At 56.1% G+C, this 24,452-nt stretch carries 19 protein-coding genes, 6 pseudogenes and 1 other annotated feature; of the genes and pseudogenes, 18 read left to right on the top strand and 7 right to left on the bottom strand.

Going from position 1 to position 24,452, the window contains the following annotated elements; all coding sequences use genetic code 11:
- Positions 1-368 (bottom strand): transposase family protein (locus tag BG457_RS20715; RefSeq protein WP_425434914.1); only part of this gene is annotated, 368 nt, incomplete at its 3' end.
- A gap of 212 nt (positions 369-580) precedes the next feature.
- Here BG457_RS20715 and BG457_RS06690 point away from each other — a divergent pair.
- Both BG457_RS06690 and BG457_RS06685 read left to right on the top strand, forming a co-directional pair.
- The gene (locus BG457_RS06690) at positions 581-1,870 is read left to right on the top strand and encodes an ATP-binding protein (RefSeq protein ID WP_071796252.1); all 1,290 of its coding nucleotides are present in this window, start codon (positions 581-583) and stop codon (positions 1,868-1,870) included.
- 332 nt (positions 1,871-2,202) lie between these two features.
- Positions 2,203-2,797 (top strand): annotated as a pseudogene (locus tag BG457_RS06685) (Tn3 family transposase); the annotation flags it as partial.
- Positions 2,798-2,976: 179 nt separating this feature from the next.
- On the opposite strand, the gene BG457_RS06680 reads toward BG457_RS06685, so the two are convergent.
- A complete protein-coding gene (locus tag BG457_RS06680) occupies positions 2,977-3,678 on the bottom strand; it encodes a glutathione S-transferase family protein (protein WP_071796251.1) in 702 nt (233 codons plus the stop codon).
- 70 nt (positions 3,679-3,748) lie between these two features.
- Here BG457_RS06680 and BG457_RS06675 point away from each other — a divergent pair, with 70 nt between their 5' ends.
- Positions 3,749-4,354 carry a TetR/AcrR family transcriptional regulator gene (locus tag BG457_RS06675; protein WP_071796250.1) on the top strand — a complete coding sequence of 202 codons (606 nt, stop codon included), beginning with the start codon at positions 3,749-3,751 and terminating at the stop codon, positions 4,352-4,354.
- A 668-nt stretch (positions 4,355-5,022) separates the two neighbouring features.
- Here the strand turns inward: BG457_RS06675 and BG457_RS20530 are convergent.
- Positions 5,023-5,346 (bottom strand): annotated as a pseudogene (locus BG457_RS20530) (transposase); the annotation flags it as partial.
- 182 nt (positions 5,347-5,528) lie between these two features.
- Between BG457_RS20530 and BG457_RS06665 the strand changes: the two are divergent.
- The 3 genes and pseudogenes from BG457_RS06665 to BG457_RS06655 all read left to right on the top strand — a co-directional run.
- Positions 5,529-8,153, top strand: coding sequence for a calcium-binding protein (locus BG457_RS06665; RefSeq protein ID WP_084657518.1), 2,625 nt, complete (start codon positions 5,529-5,531; stop codon positions 8,151-8,153).
- 190 nt (positions 8,154-8,343) lie between these two features.
- Positions 8,344-9,372, top strand: a complete 1,029-nt coding sequence (locus BG457_RS06660; protein WP_071796248.1) for an IS110 family RNA-guided transposase — start codon at positions 8,344-8,346, stop codon at positions 9,370-9,372.
- Between the two features lie 318 nt (positions 9,373-9,690).
- Positions 9,691-9,942: pseudogene (locus BG457_RS06655) on the top strand (transposase); the annotation flags it as partial.
- Positions 9,943-9,969: 27 nt separating this feature from the next.
- Here the strand turns inward: BG457_RS06655 and BG457_RS06650 are convergent.
- A pseudogene (locus BG457_RS06650) lies at positions 9,970-10,353 on the bottom strand (integrase core domain-containing protein); the annotation flags it as partial.
- A gap of 312 nt (positions 10,354-10,665) precedes the next feature.
- On the opposite strand from BG457_RS06650, the gene BG457_RS06645 reads away from it, so the two are divergent.
- Positions 10,666-11,115: a hypothetical protein gene (locus BG457_RS06645; RefSeq protein ID WP_139257593.1), complete on the top strand. Its 450-nt coding sequence runs from the start codon at positions 10,666-10,668 to the stop codon at positions 11,113-11,115.
- A gap of 80 nt (positions 11,116-11,195) precedes the next feature.
- Entirely contained in the window at positions 11,196-11,522 is a 327-nt protein-coding gene (locus BG457_RS06640) for a hypothetical protein (protein ID WP_071796246.1), read from the top strand.
- A gap of 489 nt (positions 11,523-12,011) precedes the next feature.
- Here the strand turns inward: BG457_RS06640 and BG457_RS06635 are convergent, their stop codons facing one another.
- Positions 12,012-12,869: an endonuclease/exonuclease/phosphatase family protein gene (locus BG457_RS06635; protein WP_071796245.1), complete on the bottom strand. Its 858-nt coding sequence runs from the start codon at positions 12,867-12,869 to the stop codon at positions 12,012-12,014.
- Positions 12,870-13,208: 339 nt separating this feature from the next.
- Here BG457_RS06635 and BG457_RS20165 point away from each other — a divergent pair, with 339 nt between their 5' ends.
- The 6 genes and pseudogenes from BG457_RS20165 to BG457_RS06615 all read left to right on the top strand — a co-directional run.
- Entirely contained in the window at positions 13,209-13,382 is a 174-nt protein-coding gene (locus BG457_RS20165) for a hypothetical protein (protein WP_175546751.1), read from the top strand.
- 91 nt (positions 13,383-13,473) lie between these two features.
- Positions 13,474-15,609 carry a B12-binding domain-containing radical SAM protein gene (locus BG457_RS06630; RefSeq protein WP_071796244.1) on the top strand — a complete coding sequence of 712 codons (2,136 nt, stop codon included), beginning with the start codon at positions 13,474-13,476 and terminating at the stop codon, positions 15,607-15,609.
- On the top strand, positions 15,584-15,841 hold the full coding sequence (locus tag BG457_RS19905) for a hypothetical protein (RefSeq protein WP_139257591.1): 258 nt from the start codon (positions 15,584-15,586) through the stop codon (positions 15,839-15,841). Before BG457_RS06630 ends, BG457_RS19905 begins: the two co-directional genes overlap by 26 nt.
- A gap of 159 nt (positions 15,842-16,000) precedes the next feature.
- Positions 16,001-16,459, top strand: a complete 459-nt coding sequence (gene tnpA, locus BG457_RS06625; protein ID WP_071796243.1) for an IS66-like element accessory protein TnpA — start codon at positions 16,001-16,003, stop codon at positions 16,457-16,459.
- Entirely contained in the window at positions 16,456-16,809 is a 354-nt protein-coding gene (gene tnpB / locus BG457_RS06620) for an IS66 family insertion sequence element accessory protein TnpB (RefSeq protein WP_071796242.1), read from the top strand. Before tnpA ends, tnpB begins: the two co-directional genes overlap by 4 nt.
- Before the next feature lie 64 nt (positions 16,810-16,873).
- Positions 16,874-17,632: pseudogene (locus BG457_RS06615) on the top strand (transposase domain-containing protein); the annotation flags it as partial.
- A 38-nt stretch (positions 17,633-17,670) separates the two neighbouring features.
- Here the strand turns inward: BG457_RS06615 and BG457_RS06610 are convergent.
- A protein-coding gene (locus BG457_RS06610; protein WP_139257590.1) for an IS3 family transposase occupies positions 17,671-18,905 on the bottom strand; the annotation gives its coding sequence in 2 pieces (ribosomal slippage) (positions 17,671-18,611 and positions 18,611-18,905; 1,236 coding nt in all).
- Positions 18,502-18,618, bottom strand: a sequence feature (AL1L pseudoknot). (Overlaps the previous gene by 117 nt.)
- Positions 18,906-18,991: 86 nt before the next feature.
- Positions 18,992-19,132 (bottom strand): annotated as a pseudogene (locus tag BG457_RS20525) (IS481 family transposase); the annotation flags it as partial.
- 524 nt (positions 19,133-19,656) lie between these two features.
- Here BG457_RS20525 and BG457_RS06590 point away from each other — a divergent pair.
- The 4 genes from BG457_RS06590 to BG457_RS06575 all read left to right on the top strand — a co-directional run bounded on the left by BG457_RS06590 (position 19,657) and on the right by BG457_RS06575 (position 24,429).
- Positions 19,657-20,379 (top strand): hypothetical protein, encoded by a 723-nt coding sequence (locus BG457_RS06590; RefSeq protein WP_139257589.1) that lies wholly within the window; start codon positions 19,657-19,659, stop codon positions 20,377-20,379.
- Between the two features lie 90 nt (positions 20,380-20,469).
- Entirely contained in the window at positions 20,470-21,723 is a 1,254-nt protein-coding gene (locus tag BG457_RS06585; protein ID WP_071796238.1) for a surface lipoprotein assembly modifier, read from the top strand.
- Positions 21,724-21,796: 73 nt separating this feature from the next.
- The gene (locus BG457_RS06580) at positions 21,797-23,758 is read left to right on the top strand and encodes a sensor histidine kinase (protein WP_071796237.1); all 1,962 of its coding nucleotides are present in this window, start codon (positions 21,797-21,799) and stop codon (positions 23,756-23,758) included.
- 35 nt (positions 23,759-23,793) lie between these two features.
- On the top strand, positions 23,794-24,429 hold the full coding sequence (locus BG457_RS06575; RefSeq protein ID WP_071796236.1) for a response regulator: 636 nt from the start codon (positions 23,794-23,796) through the stop codon (positions 24,427-24,429).
- The last annotated feature ends 23 nt before the right edge of the window (positions 24,430-24,452 follow it).

Genomic DNA, 24,452 nt, shown 5'->3' with positions numbered 1-24,452 from the left:
TCGTCACTGACCCGGATACCCAGTCGCCGCAAGGGCCGTTCAGCTGGGGTGCCGCCAGCGGCGTGCGCCATATGGCCTAAGAGTTGCGCCTGTCGAGACGTCCGGCGCGCATAAGGGGTCGCCACCGCCGCATCGCGATCGGAAAACGTGCGGCGGCGGCAATCCGAGTTCAAACATCGCCATCGACAAACCCTGAGCTCGATCCAAACCGCTTGGCCCTGAGCAGGAAAATCCTCGATCCGCCGGCGCCGCCAACCATGTCGTTGTCTTGAGGACGTCCCGCACTCTGGGCAGATGCCATTCGGAGCCAGTCTGCCTGATACGACCCATGCACCCGTCGCAGACTGGCGGACCTCACCAACCTCCACGCTGGCGGTTGGAGCCCAATGCTTCTTCGATACCACGGCCTTATCCTTTCAATCTGTGAAGCTCGGTCAGACCGTGACACACAAATTGAGGATGACCCGATTTAAAGGCAAAGCGACAATGAGCGTGACGGGTGTTTGGTGAAGCGTGTATAGCGCAGATGGTGAGATCACTAATGGACATTTCGGGAGATATCTGTTAGGCATCTCGTGAAATGGGTGAAATCGATGAATATCTTCCGCGACATCTGACGCCTGAACTGCGGGAAGCGTTGGCAACTGCAAGAGTTGTTAATCTTGTCGGGCCACGGCAGGTCGGTAAAACGACCCTTGTTCGTGACCTGTTTAGGCAAGGTCGTTTCATCACGTTGGACGATGCGGCGATCCTGGCGGCGATGGAGGCTGATCCCGAAGGCCAGCTGACAAGCCTTGCAGAAGAACAGCCTGATGCACCGGTTATTATCGATGAGGCGCAAAGGTCTCTGAAACTTGCTCTGGCCATCAAGAAAATCGTCGATCGCAATCGCCGGAAAGGGCAGTTTGTCCTGACGGGGTCATCCAACATCTTCACAGCGGCGGAGGTCGCCGACTCGCTGGCGGGCAGGATGCAGACGCTCAAACTCTGGCCGCTGACGAGTGCCGAGGCCAATCGGGCGCCGGTCAGCCGGTTGATCGATTGGGCGATGCAGTCGGTCCCGACGCTCCCGCAGATTTCGGATCCCGCACCACTGGGGCGCAAAGACTATATCGAGCTCATCCTCATGGGCGGATATCCCGAAATCCGCGCGCTGCCCCTCCGATCACGACAGCGGCAATATCGCGACTATATCGATGCGGTGGTGGATCGGGATGTCGCTGATGTCATGCCGGTTCGAAAGCCCGATGCACTTCGGTTTCTGATCGACCAAATGGCGGCACGGACCGCGCAAGAAATCAATACCTCGGAATTGGCAAAACTGGCAAAGCTCAAACGCGAGACAGTCGATCAATACCTCGACATTCTCATGCGGCTCTCACTGGTGACCAAGCTGAGCGCCTGGATGCCGGGGGAGAGCAAACGAGATATAAAGCAACCGAAGTTCCACTTCGTGGACACCGGAATTGCCTGTGCGCTTCGCCGACTGAACGACAGATCGTTTGACATCGGCAATAGTCCCGAAGCACTGGGAGGTCTTTTGGAGAGCTTCGTTGTCGGCGAGTTGCAGCGTGCCTTGCCGATGCAGGACGAAGACTATCGCCTCTATCATTGGCGCAGCGCAGACCGCCGCGAGATCGACATTATGATCGATGGAGGCCATCGGCTGGTTGCGATCGAAGTCAAGGCGGCAACCACAGTCGCGGCCGATGATTTCAAGCACCTGAAATGGTTCGCCAAGGACGGGCCGGGAAAAGGGCGCCGCAGCGTCGGAATAGTATTCTATCTCGGGCAGGAAAAACTGACCATGGGAGAGGGCAACTTCGCTCTGCCGCTCAGCTCGCTTTGGGCGTCGTTGAACTTGGACTAACAAGCCCAGACTTGGGCAAGCGCCGCAAGTTCCACGAAGATGCTCGTGCTTGATCTACGCTTTTTAAACGGTCAGGCGCATGTTGCAAAAACGTGTGCTCCCTCTCGTAGAGAGGCGGTTGGCAGGAGCATGGCACTCGCAGTACCAAAGCTGCAGGCAGCACTGCCCAAAGATTTTCGTTAGTGTCCGAGCATGTGGTGTAATTTCAGCGCTGTCAAAGGTGTGATCCCTGGTGGCCATCGAGCAACTGTGACTATACGCGGGGCTGAAGTCGCCATGGGATGCAGGTTTTGATGATCGCGTTGGCGATTGTGGGGATCAGATCAGTAGGTTTCGCCACCCAGACCATCTCGGCCACGGTGAACGAGGCCCCTTACATCCTCGATGGCCTGTTGATGACAAACGCAGGCCAGAAAGTCCGTGAACAGTATGCCGACACGGGCGGGTTCACCGACCACGACTTCGCCGTCACCGCCCTTCTGAGATTTCAGTTCATCCCCCGCATCCGGGATCTGCCTTCCAAGCGCCTTTACATCTTCGATCCGGCATCCTGCCCAAAGGAACTGAAGGGCCTGATCGGCGGCAAGGTCAGGGATCACGTCATCAGCTCAAAACTGGGCAGATATACTGCGCAGCGCGGCAACCATGGTGGTGGGCGCGATGCCGCCATGCCAACTCTTGCGGAAATTTGCATCCTATCCCCGACAGCATGAACTTGCGGTCGCATTGCGCGAAATCAGCCGGATCGAACGGCCCCTGTTCATCATCGATTGGCTGCTGGATGCTGATATGCAACGCCGTGCCCGAATCGGCCTGAATAAGGGCGATGCGCAACAACATGCGCTGAAAAACGCCCTGCGCATTGGTCGCCAAGGTGAAATCCGTGATCGAACAGCCCAAGGCCAGCACTTCCGAATAGCCGGGCTGACCCGATCCACTCGAATGCACCTTTGCCCAAGATATCATGTGGCATTGTTCTCTTCCGGATCTCCTGTTGGTGATGCTGGTCATTTGGCGCGACCGGAAAGAGAAAGTCGTGGGGAATGCGGTTGGAGAATGAGCCGATTCGGGGCCGTACCACGTGAAATCGACTGCCGCAGAGGGCGTTATAGATACTCTGCAATCAGCCGTTCGCACCAATACATAACGGGGCGGTTGGCCTTGACGGCACTGGCGACCGGGGTTTGCATGTGCCATCGGGCGAGAGGTGCGACCTGTCCGAGCACGGCGAAGTCAGCCAGCCCCGGCGTATCTCCGCAAATGTAGGGCTGGCTGGCCAGTAATGCGGCCAGTGCGTCGATATCGGCTTGTCCTATTGCTGCGATGCGTTCCGGTGTGTGGCGCGCGATGCCGCGAGCGTGAAGCTGACGAGAAAAATGCCTGTACATGGACCGGGTGATCGTCGGCACAAGCAGGCCGGGTGCGGCCTCGCTGATGACCGAGCGGATATGGGCAAGACCTTCGGGGTGTACGAATAATTCCCATTCGAGGACCTGATGGAAATGCTCCTCGAACATGGTCTTGAACGCATAGGCGGTGGCAGCAGGCGGCGTGGCCGGTTTGCCGGGCAGGGCGATGGCGTGACGCTGTGCGAGGTGCTCAATGATGACATCGCTGTCGCCCAAGCGCTTTCCTCCGATCTCGATCCAGGGGCTTTTCCCCAACGGCCCCTTGCCCGAGCGATTCTCATTGACCAGTTCGAACGGAATCTTGTTGGCGTTCAACCAGGCAACCAGCTTGATCGCAAATGGCCCGGAGGTCGGAAGCCCCCAGGCCGGAGAAAAAGCGAAAAGCTTCAGAACACTCATTGCACTCCCCCTTTGCTTACCATCGGTAGGTAATGTAACTTACCAATGGTAAACACGCAAGGGTAAGGCTATGGCTCCAAGATCGAGTAATACGCGGGAGCGGATTGTCAAAGCGGCGCGGGCGCTGGTGCGCAAGGGCGGACCCGCCGCGCTGACTTTCGATGCCGTGGCCAACCGTCTGGGGGTAACCAAGCAGGCGGTTATCTACTGGTTTCCCAACAAGGAGGCGCTTGGGGTGGCGGTGGTGCTGCCGGGGGTCGAAAGCGAGGCACAAATGGGGATCGCCGCGGTTTCAGGGACAAGCGATCCGAACGAGGCTAGGGCGGCTTTTGTCAATGAGATTGCACGGTTTCATCTGGCGGATCTGGAGCGCTTCCGGCTGATGTATTTGGCCCCGCAAATGGGTGCGCGATTGGGAAAGGCCCGTGGCAATGGTGCGATCAACACCTCGATCCACCCGGTAACGCGGCAAATGTACGATGCGCTGGCCGCAGCGTTGGACGTGCCCGGCAAAGATCCGCAGGCGACCCGGCGCGAGGCGGTGGCGCTGCATTTTGCCATATTGGGTGTCGTGATGATGCAAGGGCTGACTGAGGCCATCGACGACCCGCTGCGCCACGATGCCGACAGCCTGATCGAAGCGCTGTCGGCCCTTGTCGCCGAACCGCTATCCTGACACCGGTCGCTGATACCGATTAAAGCAGGCCCAGATCCCTGTCAGAAGCGGTTGGCGCGTATTTATCTGTTGGCGGCCATGGACGTTCGGACCAATGCGGCGCAAAGACAAAACTTGAGCGCGTGCGGCTCTCGACAAGCGCCCCGTTTCCCGCGCCGAGCGCATAGTCGTAATAGAGTTTGAAGATCTCTTCGCGGATAACCTGCTGCGCTGCCGGATGGTCAAGACAAGCCTCGCGCCACTTGCACATGCGGGCATAACGCCCCCCCGGTCGGTAAGTCGAAGCCCCAGTAATATTCGAGAAACCAGAAACGCCTGAAGAGGGGCGTGAATACCGCCTCCGCCCAACCGAAGCGGTCGAAAAGCCAGGTTCCCGCCGGATTGATCTGCACCAGAGAATCATTCAGCCGAGCATAGTGGTTCAACATCGTTGCTTCGAACCGGGCGCGCCGGGTCCAGTCGTGGTTCATCACGAATGTATAACCAGCCACCGTGAGCGACCCCTCTAGCGTGACCAGCATGTTCTTGACAGCGCGCTCACAGGCGTCACTGCGCGCGATGGGTGGATCCGCAAAAACCTGTTCGAGATACCGGAGAATGATCAGGCTTTCCTTGATGACCTGACCTTGTGTGATCTCCAGAATCGGCTGGGAGGTCGTGCCGCACGTCAGCTCCAGCAGCCTTGGTGCGCGCGGTAGCGTGATGTCGAACTTGTAGAAACTGACGGCGCCACTCTGCCCCGCGAGCCGCAGCAGACTGGTGACTATCCCGGCGGTCTGTCTGAGCGGCAGCTTGAACAGCATCTTGATCGACAGGAAGAACTGGATCGTCGCATTCGCCAACGCCGTTGGGCGTCCAGACCGGCCTTCATGCGGGGCGTGCCTGGCCGTCTTCTTGTCCAGCTAGATCAGTAACGGCCCGCGCTTCCTGAACGCATCGTTATAGGAGGACGAGTTCGCCGTGAGATAGAGCACGGATTTCGGCCTGCTCATGCCGCTCGGCTAACCACATGGATTCGTGATGTGAATCCTCAACGGTAGAGAGTTCTGCAACCTCGCCCACTGCGACTGAAAAAGGACAATTTTCAAGAATAACTTTTCCCGGAGTCTATCCATCTTAACCAGCGATTCAGCCCACTAACCCAGAATTCTCAAGAATTTAGGGGTGAAATCATATGCTCGTTACACAAGCCCACTTCGGCAGCAATATCATGTATGGTGGTAACCGCACTTCGCCAGGGAGCCCCCTAGACCGATTCTCAAACTGGATCGAAGCAACAAACTTTCGATATCCAGGCGGAACGGTCACTGAGCGCCTTTCGCACAAAGATGGTTCATTAAAGAAAATTTTCGAGGATGACCACCCAGACATTGTGTCTTTGAGGCAAGCACTGGAGTTTGCAGATGAAAGAGGTGGCGATATTACCTTTGTTCTGCCAACTCATACTTTTCTGACTGAGGGCGAATTCGGGCAAAGAACCGTAGACGAAGAAGCGCTGAGTGAGTTTCTGCTAACCGTCGCAGACATGATTGATGGAAAATATGGGCCACCCGTTTTTAGAACCTTCGAAATCGGTAATGAGTGGTGGTATCACGACGAACGCATGACCGCAGAGGAATACGGGTTAATCGCGAATGCTTATGCTAAAGGGCTGGGTGTAATTTATGAAATGCATAGAGAAAAACTAAGCTCTCCGCATGAATGGATTCAACCAAATATAGCGATTCAAACAGGTGCATATTGGCGCGGTCCTGAAAGCAATACCACCATAATCAATGGCTTGGATTCCGAGGCAAAAGAAAATATCGACATGGTAATTGCTCACTTCTATCCAAGGAACCTGGCGCAGGCCATGGGGCAGTCCCAAAGATGGAACGCAATCCAAGAGTTTCTTGACGATGAGGGCTTCGGCAACCTGAAGGTGTTGTTTTCCGAATGGAATATCTCAAGTTATAGTGAAATAACTGGCATGGAGCAAGCCAGTTTGCTCACAGAAACATTTAAAACAATGATAAAAAATGGTGTCGATGAGGCCAACGTCTGGGGCACCAATTATAAGCATCTCTCTTCAAAGCTTGCAAAAATGTCGCATACACATGGCGAGGGAAAGGAGCCCCATGAAATAGACATACACCTAACGCCGGCCGGTGAAGCATACAGGATGATGGCGCAGAATTTGATCGGCAAGAAACTTCTTGATGTAGAAATTGAAAACGTAATTTTAAATCTCGACCAGAGCATGCATGGCGACCTCATCTTGATACAAGCTTATGGATCGAGAGAGCAGCTCACGATATTCATATCAAATCGAAGCGACGATTCGATAGAGTTCAGCATAAACGACAAGCTTATTCCTGATGAGTACACCCATGTGTGGGCTCAATATATGAGCGCACATGATGATCCGCGAACTGAAGTGGATGAGGGAGATCCTCTCTCTATTCATGCAAGAGGCCTGGTCACGACGCGGAACGAGGAAACACTGCAAGATGAAAATGGAAACATAGAACTTGGCGCGAACAGCCTGATGAAAATTTCCTATACACTTCATGGCGTGGGTGTCTCCATGATGGGCACAGATCAGCTGATAGACCCAAATCTTCATCTATCTGACTATCTGATTGGAAGTCAGGGTAACGATACTATATTCGGCAATCTCGGCGACGATATTATCCGAGGTGTAGCGGGTAACAATATATTGTCGGGAGGGGAGGGGAATGATTTAATTTACGGAGGGCGGGGTAACGATATTCTCAAAGGGGGAGCCGGAGAAAATCATATGGAGTCAGATGGAGGGGACAATATATTTGTATCTTCTGGCGAATCCGACTCCTTGATTGGTGGCGATGGAAATGACCTATTCCATATAGCTGGTGACAAGGCGACCGTCGCGGGTAATGGTGGAATGAATTTGTATCACTTTGAGGGATCTGGAAGCCATAAAATCATCGACTTCAATCCTGATAATGGTGACGTGCTTAGCTTCGGCGGCCTTTTCAAAGACGACCTTTATTTTATTGAATCGCTTTCGGCCTTTGAAGATCATTCTAGCGGCAGTTATAATTTGATAATCCGTGACGAGAGGTCAAAGCTTGAGGTGGAGCTTGTCGGTCGCGGAGATCGCATGCATGATATTGAGGATTTTATTCTTGATTTCATGACTGCTGCCGAGCGTGCCGAGGAATTGAGTTACTATTTCAACCAGATGGATAAGGCGCAGTTTATGGAGTTTCTGGGTTCTGTTCCCCGGACCGTCGAAGGTGGTATATTCCATGACTTTGGCGCAGAAATCATTGTTAACTGGTTCAATCCAGAGCTTGCGCAGACACTTGTGACAAACTTAGATCTGAACCATGATGGCCTGCCAATTAATGCCGGTGAAACTGATCAAGGTAGTATCGAAGATGATGATGATAATTTTTGGCAGAATCACATAGATTCAGTTTTCTCAAATAGTCCTCCAGATAATTCTACAAATGAGCCAGCCAAACCCACGCCGCCTCTCGACAACGAGGAGCAGGAAGAGGAGGCTCATTCTTCTGGAGGGTCTTGCTTCGTTGCGACAGCAGCTTACAGGAATCCATATCATCCTGATGTGGTGTTTCTACGAAGTTTTCGAGATGAGTTCTTGTGCAAGTTCTTCTTAGGGCGAGTTTTCATTACCATTTACTGGATAACAGGCCCTGTCTTAGCGGTACCTGTTAGGAACAGTGATCTCCTGGCGGCATTCTCCAGATACTGTCTCAGGGTTATTATTAGATTGATATCCTTTTCTTGGAGAAAAGTTGATCGCCAATGAAGGCGATTGGTCATCCTGATTGCGGGAAGGTTCACGTAATCGCGATGTTTCGCGAGCCGCGTCGACCTTGATAGGCTTTGATGATGTGCTCGCCCCCCCCCCCCGACAATGGGCGTTGATGATGTGACCGCCCCCTGACGGCATCTTTGTGCCAAGGTGGGTCTGTGAGGATCCACAAAGGAGGACGGTCATGTCGGAGATTATCACGGTCGGGCTCGACCTGGCGAAGAATGTGTTCCAAGCGCATGGTGCTGACGCTGCTGGGCGTGCAATTTTCCGCAAAAAGCTAAGGCGGGATCAGGTGCTGGCTTTCTTCGGGCAGCTGCAGCGATGCGTTGTCGCGATTGAAGCTTGCGGAGGTGCCCACTTCTGGGGCCGCGAGATTGGCAAGCTGGGACATGAGGTGCGGCTGATTCCGCCCGCCTACGTCAAGCCGTTCGTGAAGCGCCAGAAGAATGACGCGGCTGATGCCGAAGCAATCTGCGAAGCGGCGATGCGCCCGACGATGCGGTTCGTGCCCGTGAAGAGCGAGGAGACCCAAGGAGCCGCGACCGTCTTCCGGATCCGCGAGCTCCTGATCCGGCAGCGGACGCAGGCGATCAATGCGCTCCGGGGCCACCTGGGCGAGTTCGGCCAGATCGTGCCGCAAGGCGCCGCGAACGCTGCACGACTATTCGCCATAGTCGAGGACCCGGGCAGCGGGTTGCCCGCCGATGCCATCGGCACGCTGAAGGTGCTGGTCAGCACCCTCACCCATCTTGAAGCGGAGATCGGCAAGCTCGACGCCGAGATCGCGCGCCGCGCCAAGGAGAACGAGGTGGCCCAGCGGCTCATGACGGTGCCCGGCATAGGCCCCCTGATCGCCACCGCCATCGCGGTGCTGGCCCCGCCGCCTGAGACCTTCCGCAAAGCGCGCGACTTTGCGGCGTGGCTGGGTCTGACACCCCGCCAGCATTCCACGGGTGGCAAGCAACGGCTAGGGTCCACGACGAAGATGGGCGAGCGATCCTTACGTCGGCTGCTGATCATCGGGGCGAACAGCGTCATCATCAAACGGCATGTCCATGCCGCAGCCCGGCCGGGCACCTGGCTGGGTGGAATGTTAACGCGCAAGCCGCCGATGCTGGTGCGCGTAGCACTGGCGAACAAGATGGCGCGGATCGTCTGGGCTTTGATGGCCCGTGGCGGCGTCTACCGGTCTCCGACCGCGGCGGCGTAAGCCGACCGTCGGTCGCGAGGACGTCGGCGCGGAAGAGGGCAAGGAGAAGTTTGGCGCAACGGTCGTGAGACGGGATCAGGGAATCCAGCCTGCAACAAAGTGCCATCGAGCACGCGGCGTTGATTTGGGACCTGATCCGCGAACACCATACGGGCCCGCGGCATGGTGATGGCCGCAACTGAGGCCGGATACATGTCAGCACCCGACAGCGCGCGAAACTGATCTAGAAACCCTCTTGCGCATGGGGCGGTTATACATGTTGCAGAACCCCGACCGCGCGGGATGCACATCATGAATTCATGCGGTTAGATGGGCGGCATGAGCAAGCCTAAGCCCGCCCACTACCGCGTGACGAACTGGTCTGACGACAACGCGGCCCTCAGCAAGCGCGGGTCACTGCTGCTCTGGCTGGACAAGGAGATGGGCTGGTACGCGCCGCATGAGGGCCGTCCGGGGCACCCGCCGGTTTTCTCTGATGCGGCGATCCGGTTCTGCCTGTCGATCAAGGTGCTGTTCAAGCTGCCACTCAAGCAAACGGCCGAAAGGGTGGCCAGCCTGCTGCGTCTATCGGCGGGCGGGCACGCTCGAGATAAGCGACTAGGTGTTTAGTCCCAGCGTGTGATGGCTTGGGCAAACGATGAACCTTTCTGGTTCCGCTGTCCAGATTTTGCAGATGTATTCTTGGGGCGTGAGGCCATTGAGCGTCTTCAGACCGTGCGCGCAATTGTATGCCGCGATGAAATCTGTGACGAGCGTTTGCAACTGGGAATGGGTTTCGTAGTGGTATCGCTTCACTGTTGCTACCTTGAAGGAACGATTCATCCGCTCGACCTGGCCATTCGTCTAAGGGTGGTTCACCTTGGTCAGCCGCTGCTCGATGCCATTTTCTCGACAGACGCGGCTGAAGATTTGCTCGAAGGCGTATGTGTCTCGCTTGCGATTGGTGAACTGGATGCCGTTATCGGTCAGCACGGTATGGATAGCGGTGTCAGCAAATCGTGTTGGTTCGCACTTTGTTTCAACGCGTCAATGAGGTATGCTGAGGTTTCCGAGGCCCGAGGAGACCCGCCATGCCCCGCTTCGATCCAACCGAGTTTGGCCGCATGCTCGCCCGCCTGACCCCGCAGGAGCTGCGCTAAGCCGAGGGCCTCGTGGCCGATGCGCGTAAGCGTGCGGAGGCCGTCCTTGAGATCGACGCTCGGGCCAATGCCGGCAGCCCGGCCGCGCTGCGGGGGCGACGCACGCCTGCGGTGGGGTCGGACCAGAGCGGGCGCATAGCGATGGAATGGCTCGGTGACGGCACCTCCGGAGGGCTTGCGGGCCTGGGAGAAGAAGCTCGTCGCGGTAACCGATCGCGCCAGCCACCGGGCTTTCGAGGTCATCGCCGATGCGGGCCAGCAGGCAACATCCGCTGCGCTGCTGCCCGTGATGGCGCCCGATGCAGTGCTCTGCACGGACGGATTCGTCACCTACGAGCGAATCGCGAAGGACGAGCATATCCCGCACTTCTCACTGAATGCCGGACGGCGCTCGAAGCGCCCCCCGCGCAGTCACCACATCAACACCGTCAACGCCCTGATCAGCCGGTTCCGCGCCTTCATGCAGCCCTTCTGTGGCCCCGCGTCAAAGAACCTTGCCGCCTACGGCCGCTGGCACGCCGCAAAGAACAACGCGGACCGCTCCTACTTGGATGTGCTCAGGCCGCTGCTCGCTTCAGGCCCGCGCGCCAACACGATTTGCTGACTCCACCGCCCGACATATTAAGACTTAATCAACCAACTACAGCTAGGGATAAAGATGAGTTCAAATAGGGAGGCACAACCGTGACGAGCGAATTGATCCGATATGATCTAGTCAAGGAAGTTTGCGGGTTCATAGAACGCGTCGAAGAACTTGGTTTTCTACAGACTCGGGAAATCCTACTTGTGGGGTTGAGCATTCTAAGTCAAGAGACCCCACATCTTCGCAAACAGGTGGTCGTCCCGCTACGTGCAATTGGTGACGACCACGCAAACCGCGACACTGACTGGTCGGTTAAAGAAGCTGGCTATCTTCAAATGTTGATTGACGCTCAGGACGGTACAGTTGATGGCATGGATGCTCTCTCCTTCTGTGATGTCTTCAACAAACATCACCTTGGCACAATGTGACGCCGTCGGGAGGGGGCATCCATGCCATCAACGGTCCCCAAGGTGGGGAAAGATTGAATCTTCGTGTGGTATCGAGACTTCGTATTAGTATTTCGTGGTAACTACTACCATAGCAGTGCCCATATAGGGCCAATCCAGACTATACAAAAAATTAACCAGCCGCAGAGGAGAATAAAGTTATTTATCCTCCTCTGAAATTTCCGTGTCCGTCTGCTATTTTTTCTGCTTCCGCTCAGTGAACCACTGCAAGCATCCTTCTCGTACCCACTCGCCATTTTGCACCCGTCTTAGCTCCATAAACTATAGGCTGCTTTCGTTAACAATCTGTTATGCTCTTTACGCCGTTATATATTTTTAAGGGAAATAGCACGGCGTCAAGGCCGGGGGTCAAGACGGAGAGCATCTAGCGGAGCGTGAAGAGCGCCACACGGACGAAATGGACGGGTTTTGAACCAGTCAGTTCAGACAACTTGGCAGTAGGCACCACGGTCACAACCGCCCCAGATCGATATCGACGGAGATCGGGCAATGGTCTGACGGATAGTCGGCGACCGGCCCGCTGAAGGTCGTCTCGGCGAACGAGCCCTGCAGCTTCGCACCAACTGCATCATCGTTCAGGATCAGAAAATCGATGAACTCGCGGAACTGAGGCAGGCAGTTCGGGCGGATGCCCGCGCCTGCGATGTGCAGGTCGTTATACTCGTTGAGAACAGCCCAGAAGGCGTCATTCGGAACCTCGAGACGACGGTTCAGGTCGCCGCCAATGAGGACGGGTCCGTTTTGTGCGTCATACCAGTCGCGCAACACAGGCAGTTGCGCGAAGAGATCGCCGCAGGCTTGACGCCCTGTGCCTCCAAAGCAGCCGGATTTCAGATGGGTGTTGAGAATGGTGAGAGGGCGGGGGCCTGTCAGCTCGATCAGCACGCCATGGCGCAGCGATCCGCGCCCCGAGACATCGAGCGCTTTGAGATCAGGCAGACGGCGATGCGCGACATCCTTGCGGATGACAATCGCAGCGGCCTGAAACGAGAGGCGTTGGCCAGGGGTATTTCGGCATTCCGGATAGGATCGACGCGGCCTGCGCTCCTCGATATGCACCACCCACTCATCGTCTTCGAACACCCGGGCAAGGGCTGCTGCGCCTTCGATTTCCTGCAAGAGCCAGATATCGGCATCGACTTCTGCGATGACATCGCGCACGCGCTGGAAATCCGCCTCGCTACGCGGCCGACAGCCGCTGTCAGTGCCGACGACCAGATGCTCGATGTTCCAGCTTGCGATGCGCAGGGGCTCGGCGCTGGCAAAGGATGCCCAGAACAGGGCGGTGATGATTGTCAATATGCGCATTTTTCTCCAGAAATTTGCTTTCACAAGCAATCCAAGCCCTCGCCCACGGGACGTCGGCCATGGTCGAAAGGGTGATATGTTTCTGTCGATCATAGCGGTGGGATTGCAAACGTGCCAGACGCACAGGCATTTGATCGCGAGCGCGATGGCTGGGTGCGACCGTGACGCTCGACCGCCACGTGACCTAGACCACATGATCGCCTCTAAAGGGTTCTGTTGCAACAGAGCCTCTCTACAGATTCAAACATCTGTGACAGAAATTGTAGCGTTAACGGCTCAGATATGTTAACATCAACATCGAGCAGTATAAAAATTTTAAGCTGACTGGAGGATTTATTAATGGCTGAAGATCGTTCGAAGAAAGCTGTCTTGGTTTTACCTGATATGGGACTGAGCGAGGAGCAGATTGACGGACTCAAAGGCGAATTTCAGAATAACATCGCCGATACCATCCGTAGAGCTGCATCGGCAAGCAACGTATCCGTTATAGTAACGGTCGTTATCGTTTTCTAGCGTAGAAAGCGAATCATTGCGGGAGGCTGCGTAGTCGATTCAAGCTTGCGGGAGCCTCCCGCAAACAACTACCCTCGCGTGGGAGGCCTCGATGAAGGTTTGTCTTGTTAGCCCAGCTACCGTCACGGAATTTGAGAAATCCGTCGCGGAGGCTGATGCAATACGCAATTTAGCAGAACATGCGCCAATAGGTATTCTTACTCTGGCTGCAGTCCTAAAGGATCGAGGCATTGATCATTTTCTCTTTGATCTGAACACTGCCTACTATGACTTCTTACGCTCTGATCATCACTGTCAAGGACAACGCTTTTTCGATTATGTCATTGAACGCCTCAGCAAACTTGAGTTCGATCTTATCGGCTTTGGAACGATCTGCAGCACCTATCCACTTACCCTGCGACTTGCCGAAGGCGTAAAGAAAGCGCGCCCTCATAGCACTGTGGTTCTGGGAGGTCCTCAAGCATCGGCCGTTGATCAAGCTACATTGAAGGAATTCAATTTCATCGATTTTGTAGTACGATATGAAGCCGAGGAAACCTTTCCGGCACTTATCGAAGCACTAACGAGAGGCACATGCGTATCTGTAGTTCCCGGGATCACCTACCGCAGAGGTGGTGATGTTAAAAGAACCCAATCACCGCCGATAATCGCAAACCTTGACGCATTGCCCGTTCCATCATTCGACCTTTACTCAGCCATCTCGAAGGCTAAATTCATTCCGTTGGAATTAGGTCGAGGTTGCCCCTACGCATGTACGTTTTGCTCTACTAACGACTTTTTTCGCCGCAGGTTTCGGCTAAAGTCGCCAGAATTGATCGTTGAGCAGATGGTTTCTTTGCGTAATCGCTATGGGATTGCTCTCTTCGATCTAATCCACGACATGTTCACCGTTGATAAGAGAAAAGTTATTGAGTTTTGCGACTTAGTGAAGGCAGCGGAAGTTGATCTGTTCTGGAATTGCAGCGCACGGACTGACCGAGTCGATTTGGAATTACTCGAAATCATGGCGGACTCTGGCTGTAGAGGCATCTTCTTTGGCATTGAAACTGGCTCTCAACGCCTTCAACACACCATCCAGAAAAACTTAGTACTATCTGATGCGATTGATACCATTCGATCTGCAAGTGATCTTGGCATGAATTGTGCCGTTTCCCTCATCACAGGCTTTCCAGATGAAACCGTGCTGGACGTCCGAGACACAGCTGATTTTTTTGCTCGGTCAACTGCCTACGAAAATAGCATTCCACAACTACATATATTGGCTCCGCTCGCCGACACTCCACTCTCGCGCCAGTATGAGGCACAACTTACTTTTGATGATATCGTATCAGATATGTCTCATCAGGGGTGGGAACAAGATGATGAGGACCGTGAGTTCATCGCATCTTACCCAAACATCTTTCCAAATTTTTACGCCATTCCAACTGATCTTGACCGGGAATGGCTTAAGGAAGTCCGTTCTTTTTTGCTATATGGTGCCCGCGCTTTTTCGTGGCTTCTAAGCATGTTGCACACTTCTGAAAGCCATATCATTGACGTGTATGAAAGTTTCAAGGTATGGGTCCTTTCCCAAAGTAGTGAATCTAACCCAAGTGATCTTGCTCCTTATTTTCAGACAAAGGCCTTCAGAAGTGATTTTCTGAGATTTCTCAAAGAGCAGCACGCTGACTCAACTCGATGGCCGGACCTAATACGATTTGTGAGCGACTACTTCGCCATAGTTGATGAGGTTGCAATTGAGAGCATTGGTGACGAAAAGGATAAATCGGAGCACAATGACAAGAAGCGGGAGAGTTCGGAGGATCGTGTCTATGTAAAGGCGTTTGCTGACACTTCAGTTCCTAAAGTTTGTAGTGGCGTTAGAATCATCGAATCACCTGTCAGCTTCATTGATCTTAAGCTCCGCGTCGGGAAACATCTTGAGCTCGACACCTTGCCCCGATCTGGAGAGTCTTTGGCGACCCGAAGGCTACTTGGGCACTGGCCTGAGGTGCTTCATCTAAGCCATTTATCTCTCGAATTACTCTGTCTTTGTGACGGAAGCAGAACAGTCGAAAGTATCAAGCAAATTATGTGCTCCAGACACCCTGATATTGCTGGTGTATCTACCGACATAGCGGTGATGTTTGGTATGGAACTTCTCCGCTATGATGGACTTGTAGAAGTTGATACTAAGAAGTTAGCATGCGAGGCATTAAGTGATGCGAGAGAAAATCACGCCGCGTGACTTGGCACAACTGATCCAAGAAGAGTTCGACAATTGCTCGAAACTGTTTGGGTGTGAGTTGGTCGGCACACCTTCAAAATTGCCGGAACCTTACCCGGACGGTGGCAATTGGGATAGGAGTATTGCTATACGATTGAAGCGTCGCGACGATATCGACTGGGATCCACAGAAGTGTGGCGAGATGGCTGCTGAGGCGGTCGAGCGAATTGGTAAGAATTACAATTTGCTTTAGAGTGGCTCCCTGTTCCGTAAGCGGGAAGCTGAGGCCGTACGAGGTCCGTAGGGGACTGTTGCGTTAACTGTAAGCGACGTCTCCAACCCATTGATTTGTTATATTCCTGACGCGTGATGCGCCTGCGAGAAGGTCTGCGCGAGCAGATGGAGGTTTCGCATGGCGGATGGTGGCGATGGATTTATGGGGCGGTGTGAAATTGTTGAACCGCGACGGCGCAATCGCCGATGGCCAGCGGAAGTGAAAGCGAAGATCGTCGCGGAGAGCTATCGGCCTGGGGCTCGGGTCGTGGATGTGGCTCGCAAATACGATTTGCTCCCACATCACCTGTCAGATTGGCGTCGCCATGCCCGGCAGGGTCGGCTGGCTTTGCCGGGTGACCTGATGGATACGCTGAACGGATCGCCAGGGTCGGAGGCGGCGGAGCCTGCCTTTGTGCCGCTGTCCATTCTACCTGAGCCAATGGATCAACCGGTGTCTTTCACGGCTGAGGCCGCGCAGGCTGGCATCGGCGTGATGACGATTGAGGTCGGGTCCGATCTGCGCTTGCGCGTTCCTGGTGATGTTACGGTGGAGCGCGCGGCCGCGCTGGTGCGTGCATTGCGCGGGGCGACATGATCGTCGCGGGTCAGCGGCTGCCGATCCTGATCGCGACGAAGCCGGTAGACTTCAGGTGCGGTCACAACGCTCTGGCGCTGATCGTGCAGACGGAGCTGAAGCTCGACCCGCATTCCGGGGTGACGGTGGTGTTTCGGTCAAAACGCGGGGACAGGTTGAAGATCCTTGTGTGGGACGGCACCGGAATGGTGCTGATCTACAAGGTTCTGGAACAGGGCGGCTTCGCTTGGCCGAAGATTCAGGACGGGGTTATGCGGCTGTCCCGGGCGCAGGCGGAAGCCTTGTTCGAAGGTCTGGATTGGCGGCGGGTGGTGGCGCAAAGGGTTCTGGCACCGACTGCGGCAGGATGACTCAAGCCGCTGTTTTTGGCGTTGTTTTATTGGTCTTTCTGTCCCGGTTCGGGTAGAAATGCGCATGTCGCAGCCCTTCGATCTCAGCCAGTTTCCGGACCTGCCGCCCGAGGTGATGAAGGCCTTCGCGGCTGTTCAGCTCGAGCTTTCGGTCGAGCGCGCGGCGCGTCAGCACGAACAGGCTGTGGTCGCCGAGAAGGAGGCCTTCATCGCAGAGCTTGAGGGGCTGATCGAGAAGCTGGAAGGTCAGGTTCAGGATTATCGCCGCACCAAGTTCGGGCCGAAATCCGAGAAGCTCGATCCGGCCCAGCTGGAACTGGCGCTGGAAGATCTGGAAACGGCTATCGCCGAGACGCAGGCTCAGATTGCCGAGGCAGAAGAGAAAATAGCGGCCAGCGCGAGCGATCCGGAGAAGAAGAAACCCCGCAAAACACGCAAGGCCCGCGCATTGCCCGAAAGCCTGCCCCGCGTCGAGAAGGTGGTCGAACCCGACAGCATCGTCTGCCCCTGTGGATGCGGTGACATGGTCCGGATCGGCGAAGACCGCACGGAACGGCTGGATTACATCCCCGCGCGCTATCAGGTCATTGTCACCGTGCGTCCCCGATATGCCTGCCCCAAGGGGCGCACCGGTGTGGTCCAGGCAAAGGCACCTGCGCATCTATTGGAGGGGAGTTGGCCAACCGAGGCGCTGCTGGCGCAGGTCGCCGTGTCCAAGCATTCAGAATATATGCCGCTCAATCGCCAGTCCGTGGTGATGGCCCGTCATGGTGTGCCTATCGACCGATCTGTGTTGGCGGATTGGATGGGCCGCACGGGGGCTGAATCGCCCCGGTTTCATCGGAGACCTATAGCTTCACTTCACGCGACCATATCGAGCACGTCGCGCTGTGCATAGAAGTTCTCTTCGGCCTCTGCTGGCGGTATGTTTCCGATTGGGCCAAGCAGGCGCCTGTTGTTGAACCAATCGACCCAGCCGAGGGTGGCCATTTCTAGATCCTGCATGTTGCGCCACGGTCCCTGGCGGTGAACCAGCTCGGTTTTGTAGAGGCCGTTTATGGTTTCCGCGAGGGCGTTGTCGTAGCTGTCACCAACGCTGCCGACCGATGGTTCGATACCGGCTTCGGCTAAACGCTCGGTGTATCGAATGGACAAATATTGCCCGCCGCGATCCGAGTGGTGGACCAATCCGCTCTTTTGGACGGGCCGTCGATCGTGCAGGGCCTGCTCAAGAGCATCGAGCACAAAGTCAGTTTTGGCTGACCGCGATACCCGCCATCCCACAATGCCATCAGCGAATGTGTCGATGACGAAGGCCACATATACAAAGCCTTGCCAGGTTGACACGTAAGTAAAATCACTGACCCACAGCAAGTTTGGCGCCGGTGCCCGGAACTGACGGTTCACCTTGTCACGCGGACAAGGCGCTGACGTGTCTGGAACCGTTGTTTTGACCACCTTGCCGCGCACAGCCCCACGGATGCCGATCTGCTTCATCAAGCGCGCAACCGTGCAGCGAGCCACCTCAAAGCGCTCGCGCTTCATCTGGTGCCACGCCTTGCGGACGCCATAGACCTGATAGTTTTCATCCCAGACCCTTTTGATTTCTGGTCGCAATTCCGCATCCCGCTGATGTCGCGCCGATGCTTTGGACGGGTCAGCGCGACGTGCAAGGCGGTGATAAAACGTTGACGGCGCAATCGGCAAAACCCTGCAGATTGACTCGACGCCGTAAACAACACGCTGATCTTCAATAAAGGAGATCATCGCTTCAGTGGGCGGTCGAGTTCCGCCTGCGCAAAATAAGCTGACGCCTTGCGGAGAATTTCATTCGCCTGGCGCAGCTCCCGGACCTCACGCTCCAGGGCCTTGATCCGGTCCCGTTCCTCAGTGGTCACCCCATCGCGCATGCCGCTGTCTTTCTCGGCCTGCTTGACCCATTCGCGCAGCGTCTGGGGAATACAGCCAATCTTGGGTGCAATGGCCGCGATCGCGCCCGCCTGCGTTTCGTATGAGCCCTGATGCTCGAACACCATCCGCACCGCACGTGCGCGGACCTCGGGCGAGTAGCGATTTGCCATTTTGCTTTTCGTCATAACCATCATCCCAACTTAAGTTGATGGTCTCCGACAAACCCGGAGCGATTCAGTTACAGAAGTGGCAATCAACACTCAACAGCCTCGCGCTTGCGCCACTTCGCGACGGACTTAGGATTGATGCCCAGCTCCCGGCTCAGCTGCGCGAGCGAAGCTTGCGATCGCTGTACTGCAGCTCTGACAGCGTTAGTGGTCGTGGCGCTCCCCTGACGAACTTGTCCTAAGATGCTTCCCTTCCATTCCTGCGAAAAGATCGCACAATCAAACCGTGGGATCAAACACCTACCGCTCTATCGCCAGTAAGGGATCTATGCCCGCGAGTTGGTGGAACTCGACAGCCTGATTTTCTGGTAGTCGTCGGGGACCTTGAGAATAATCTGCTGCAGGCCTGGCCTCTACCGCTGGTGCGCCATGCCCGCGAGGCTTGATGAGATTGGCGATATGGATCCGAAGCATGCCGATGAAGAGCGCGTCCTTCTCCTTCTGGATGTGAGGCTCGGCTTCCTCGACGGGGTCCCGAACCGAAAGACGGGCATCGGCCGGACCAGTCGTCGCCATTCCCCGGCGCGTGGTGATCGCGATAAGTAGATCAACGCATGCTGCCCTGTTTCCCGATCAGTTTCTCTGACATTCACCCCGAGGCCACCGAAATTGCCAAAAACATTCCAAACCGTCCCCCGAACGGGGGACGCCGAGAACTCAACCGGTTGTTAAGTTACCGGCGCGGAATTAATCGAAAAGAGGGAAGAATATGCATATTAAACGCTTAGTGGCGCTTGGGCTCCTGATACCGTTGCTGACAGCGGTGGCGGCTTGTGGCAGCAGCACTAGTGGAGGAAGCGGCACGGGGGAGCCCATCAACGATGGGGGCGACGGCAATGGCGGTGGCAACGGCAACGGCAACGGCGGTGGAAATGAAGACAGCGTCTATGACGCGTCTAACATCCCTGCACCCGGAAGCGCCGAATACAATCTGCTCAATCCCAGCGGACAAGCCTTGATCGACGAGTTCCTGGCGCGCAATGCCGGTGAAGGATTTGATGTCGGTGGCCTTGATGGATCGGCGACCTATTCAGGGACGGTGGGAATGGTCTTGGATAACGCCCCCGAAGGCCAAACAGGAACATCCGTATTGGGCGACATCGGACTGACCGCAAATTTCGACACAGCGTTGGTGTCGGGCGTCCTCGACAGCTTCCTTGCCTACGACGATGAAGCAGACGATATTCCCATCACAGGGTCGCTTACCTTCAGCAATGGCGTGATCACCGGTAGCAGTTTCGGAGCGGCTAATCTTGGCGGGTCACTGTTCAATCCCGCAAGCGAAGAATTCCAGTTCACCGGCACGATTGAGGGAACTTTCCTGACTGATGGCGCCGGTCAGGTGATCGGTATCCTGGATGGTACTGTCTTTGATGTAGAAGAAGGCTTCACCGACAAGGTCGAGGGCATTTTCTCGGCAGATCGCAACTGACGCCCAGCACGTCGTTCCATTCTGACAGGCTTGCGCAGCGCCCCTACCGAGGCGCTGCGTATTCCCCTCGAACATGCGCAAGGCCATGTGATGAATTTCAAGCTGCGACACCTGCTTGCCGCGGGTCTGGCGATCCTTTTGACACCGGCGCTGGCCGTGGCACGGACGGCGGAAGGACAAGCTGACACACCGCAACAAATGTCCCGGCATGAATTGTTGCAACGCGCGGCATTGCAGACATGGACCGAGGCGGTCGGTCATATGCGCGAAAATCGCCCCCGTACCGCGATCCCGATTCTCGAACGTCTTGTATCACTGGCACCATCTGAAACACGTTTCCGACTGGAACTGGCACGCGCCTACTTCCTTGTTCAGGACGATGAAAAGGCCGGTTTCCACTTCGAACAGGCTCGGGGCGGAGCTCTGCCCCAAGAAGCCCGCAACGCCATCCAGACCTACGAGGACCGCATTCGGGAACGCAAACGCCGGCAAGCGCAGTTCAGCTTTGCCATTGTGCCCGAATCCAACCCCGGGCGTCGGACGAATGCGGAAACTGTCACGATTCTTGGTCAGCAATTCACCCTGAACGAACAGGCCAAAGCGGCTACAGCGCTTCACATGACCGGTCGGCTGACCTATTTGCCACCGATCACCCGCGACCTGAGCGGGCGGATTTCGGGCTCCGTCGACGCGCGCCTGTTTGAGAACAGCGCGCTAAACGACATACGCCTTGGCACCGAACTGGGGCTGAGCCTGCGCGCCGATGGTGGCCGCGAAAGCGGCCTCGGGCTGACCGGGTCGCGCCGCTGGGTCGGGTCCTCGGCCTTTTCCTACAGCTACGGAGTTTACGCCACCTTTGAAACCCGCCTGACCGAACGCACGAGGCTGCGGTTTCGCGGCGATCTGGAACGTATCCGGCACGACAACCTGCCAAACCGCGACGCAACAAGGCGCAGGGCGCAGGTTGATCTGACCCATGTTGTAAGCCCGAAATTTGGCCTGCGCGCCAGCACGTTTGTTGGCCGCACGAACGCGCGGACCGATTTCGAAAGCGGCTTTCAGGCGGGCGTCCGGGTCGGGGCGACATATGCCTTTGACGGAGGTCTGGTCACATCGATGGAGCTTGGCCACGCGCGCGAGCGACGTGATGCGGCGTCAAGCCTGTTTCAACGGGTACGCTCGGACCGCACAAGTTCACTCACAATCGGATTGCTGCATCGTGAAATCGAATTTGCCGACTATGCGCCGCGTCTGGACCTTTTGCTGGAACGTCGCAAGTCAACGATCGAGGTCTATGATTTCAACAATGCGCGGGTCTCTATCGGTCTGACCCGGAGCTTCTGAGTGATGCGCATCTGCACGACGAAAGCACGAATCTTCCGGCGCGGAGCCTCCCAAGTTGACGTATGGATAACCGATGGCTAGTGTCTCAGAAGCGGCGGGCGAACAGATCGTGTTTCTCAGGCAGAGTTATTCCATTGCAACGCTGACGCTATTTTGCGCAGTCATTCTGGCGGTCGGCTATCTGGTCCTGACATTTGACCCGCATCGCGCAGCGCCGCCGGTCGTCACGCTTGATCATGCCCAATCGGTTGAATTCACCGTCCTGAACACGGGCGAAGAGCTTTTGCGTCAAGGCCCCGTGCGTCTGTCACAGGACTGGCGCAACGACGTGCCGGTCAACGGGCGGGCGCCGTCAGGGCTGGTTCTTGGTGTCTATACGATTTCCTTTTCACTTGAAGAAGTTCCGCTCGAGCACATGTCGATCGTCATCCCGCGCGTGTCGCGAACGGTGGAGCTGGTGCTTAACGGACAGCCGGTTTACGCGGATGTCGAACAAGACCCCGCGTTGAGCTGGGAGTGGTACTCGCCACGGCTGGTTCCTCTGCCCGACAACGCGCTACGCGTGGGCGAAAACACCCTGATCATCCGCGTGACCGCGTCCTTCTTCGCCACTGCTGGACTATCAAAGTTGATGCTTGGACCGACAGCCTTGGTCGATGATATTCTTGACCGGCTCAGCTTCTTGCAGACCACCCTGCCACTGGCCACGAATCTGGCGACCCTCGTGATGGCCATTCCGCTAATCCTTGTTTGGTTGCAAGGCCGCAGGATGACCGATCATAGCCATTTCGCCACTTATGGGCTGCTTGCCGCAGCCATGGTGATCTTTGCGCTTCGGTCGCTGCATGTGCATGTCGAGAATGTCCCGCTGCCTATCGCTGTCTGGGTCCCGCTTGTGGCAAGCAGCCTCGCTTGGGCCGTGGGTTTCTTTTCGGTTTTTCTGTTGCGCCAATCCGGTGTGACCTGGCGCCTGCCTGAGCGGGTGATTTTTGGCGCGGTCGTACTTGGCACGTCGATCCTGTTTTTGTTTCCTGATAGCTATTTCTTCGAAAACAGGACTCTGTTGTTCTATTTTCCGGTCGCAGTTATCGGGGTCGGCTGCATCGCGTTCGTCTGTGCACGCACGGCCATGCGCCCGGAACGCGACCAAATCTTACTGGCGCTTGCATTGCTGTGCATCGTACCGCCGACAATCAACGATCTGGCCTGGCTTGGTGGTGCGATGCCATTTGAAACAGTGCTTTTGCTGCCAATCGCGATGCCTGCTGTCCTGTTCGCCATATCGGTTTCCATTGCCAACGCCTATGCCCGCGCCTGGGTAAGTGCGCATAAAACCAATGCTGAACTTAATCTTAGGATAGAGGCGGCGCGCGAAGAACTGCGCAGTTCCTATGAAGCGCGCATCATTGCCGAGAAAAAGGAAAGCATTGCGCAAGAACGCGCCCAGCTTATCGAGGATCTACATGACGGAGTCGGCAATCGGCTGTCGATGATGCTGGCGTCGTTCAAGGCGCAGAACCTTCCAGGCGCGGATGCATTGCACGGATGCCTAGATGATCTGCGCATCATCATGACCGCCCGCGACGTCGATACCATCGGCGAGGCGCTTTCGGATATGTGCCATATCCACCAGGGCGCGGCCAAAGCGTTGGGGGTTGAGATCACCGTCGAATGTACGTCGCAGGTAAAGGGCCTGAAATTGCAACCTGCCCAGATGCTCAGCTTGCTGCGCATTGGACAGGAAGCGCTGGCAAACGCGCTGCGGCACGGGAAAAACAGCAAGATCAGGGCGCAGGCCATGCTGGGCGACAGCGATGACTTTATCCTCAGGATAAGCGGCGCGGGCGCCGCTCTTGCGCGCAATCGGCCACCCGAAAACCCGGGCGGGCGCGGCCTCAAAACCATGCCAGCCCGCGTCGCGCGACTGGGCGGGCGTCTGACCATCGACCGGGACTACGACAAAGGCTGGGTCGTAGAATGCTCGATACCCTTGGCGACCTTCAACAACACATACAACGGCGCGCAATCGCGGTAACATGGCCCCATGATCACGGCGGCAAAGGGGGCAGTATGAAGCACAGGGTTCTGATTGTGGAAGACGACCCGGACTGGTCGATCTTCTTTCAGACCATATTTTCGCAATCGGTGAATTTTGAAGCCACAGCAGTTGCCTGCAACCTGCGCGCGGCGCAGTTGGCTTTGCGGCGCTATCGCTTCGATGCAGCCCTTATCGACATCGGCTTGCCTGACGGAACCGGCCTTGATGTGCTTGCCAATCTGGCCCGGTCGCAACCCGATGTCGAAGCCGCCATTTGTACGATCTTCGAGGATGAGGAAACCGTGGTCGCCGCAGTTCGCCAGGGAGCATCGGGCTACATCCTGAAGGAGAGTGCTGCGGATAGCCTGATCGAAATGATGTCGCAGATGATGGCGGGTGGTGCGCCCCTCAGCCCGAAAATCGCGCGATACATTCTTAAGTTCGTCATGCCTGCCCCCGAGGCCCCGTCAGAACCGGTCACATTGACCGAACGCGAGATGGATGTGCTTGTTAGCATTGCGGAAGGAAACACGCTCAGACAGGCCGGTCGGTCCCTTGGTGTCGCCGAATCGACCATCAGGACGCATGTGAAACGCATATATTCCAAGCTTAATGTGAACAGTCGTGGCGCGGCTCTGCTGGAAGCGACCCGTCGGCAGATTCTATGACACCGGCTGCGATCGGACTGCCG

It is taken from the genome of Natronohydrobacter thiooxidans, assembly GCF_001884735.1.
Taxonomy (GTDB): Bacteria; Pseudomonadota; Alphaproteobacteria; order Rhodobacterales; family Rhodobacteraceae; genus Roseinatronobacter; species Roseinatronobacter thiooxidans_A.
Note: the sequence above shows the minus strand (reverse complement) of the source record. Positions and strands in the feature narration are given on the sequence as shown.

Bases quoted from the DNA above. Each gene is read 5' to 3' on its own strand.
- BG457_RS06590 (WP_139257589.1), top strand. From the start codon at position 19,657: ATGCATATTAAACGCTTAGTGGCGCTTGGGCTCCTGATACCGTTGCTG.
- BG457_RS06690 (WP_071796252.1), top strand. From the start codon at position 581: ATGGGTGAAATCGATGAATATCTTCCGCGACATCTGACGCCTGAACTG.
- BG457_RS06580 (WP_071796237.1), top strand. From the start codon at position 21,797: ATGGCTAGTGTCTCAGAAGCGGCGGGCGAACAGATCGTGTTTCTCAGG.
- BG457_RS06575 (WP_071796236.1), top strand. From the start codon at position 23,794: ATGAAGCACAGGGTTCTGATTGTGGAAGACGACCCGGACTGGTCGATC.
- BG457_RS06675 (WP_071796250.1), top strand. From the start codon at position 3,749: ATGGCTCCAAGATCGAGTAATACGCGGGAGCGGATTGTCAAAGCGGCG.
- BG457_RS06630 (WP_071796244.1), top strand. From the start codon at position 13,474: ATGAAGGTTTGTCTTGTTAGCCCAGCTACCGTCACGGAATTTGAGAAA.
- BG457_RS19905 (WP_139257591.1), top strand. From the start codon at position 15,584: ATGCGAGAGAAAATCACGCCGCGTGACTTGGCACAACTGATCCAAGAA.
- BG457_RS06635 (WP_071796245.1), bottom strand. From the start codon at position 12,869: ATGCGCATATTGACAATCATCACCGCCCTGTTCTGGGCATCCTTTGCC.
- tnpA (WP_071796243.1), top strand. From the start codon at position 16,001: ATGGCGGATGGTGGCGATGGATTTATGGGGCGGTGTGAAATTGTTGAA.
- BG457_RS06680 (WP_071796251.1), bottom strand. From the start codon at position 3,678: ATGAGTGTTCTGAAGCTTTTCGCTTTTTCTCCGGCCTGGGGGCTTCCG.
- BG457_RS06665 (WP_084657518.1), top strand. From the start codon at position 5,529: ATGCTCGTTACACAAGCCCACTTCGGCAGCAATATCATGTATGGTGGT.
- BG457_RS06585 (WP_071796238.1), top strand. From the start codon at position 20,470: ATGAATTTCAAGCTGCGACACCTGCTTGCCGCGGGTCTGGCGATCCTT.
- BG457_RS20165 (WP_175546751.1), top strand. From the start codon at position 13,209: ATGGCTGAAGATCGTTCGAAGAAAGCTGTCTTGGTTTTACCTGATATG.
- BG457_RS06660 (WP_071796248.1), top strand. From the start codon at position 8,344: ATGTCGGAGATTATCACGGTCGGGCTCGACCTGGCGAAGAATGTGTTC.
- tnpB (WP_071796242.1), top strand. From the start codon at position 16,456: ATGATCGTCGCGGGTCAGCGGCTGCCGATCCTGATCGCGACGAAGCCG.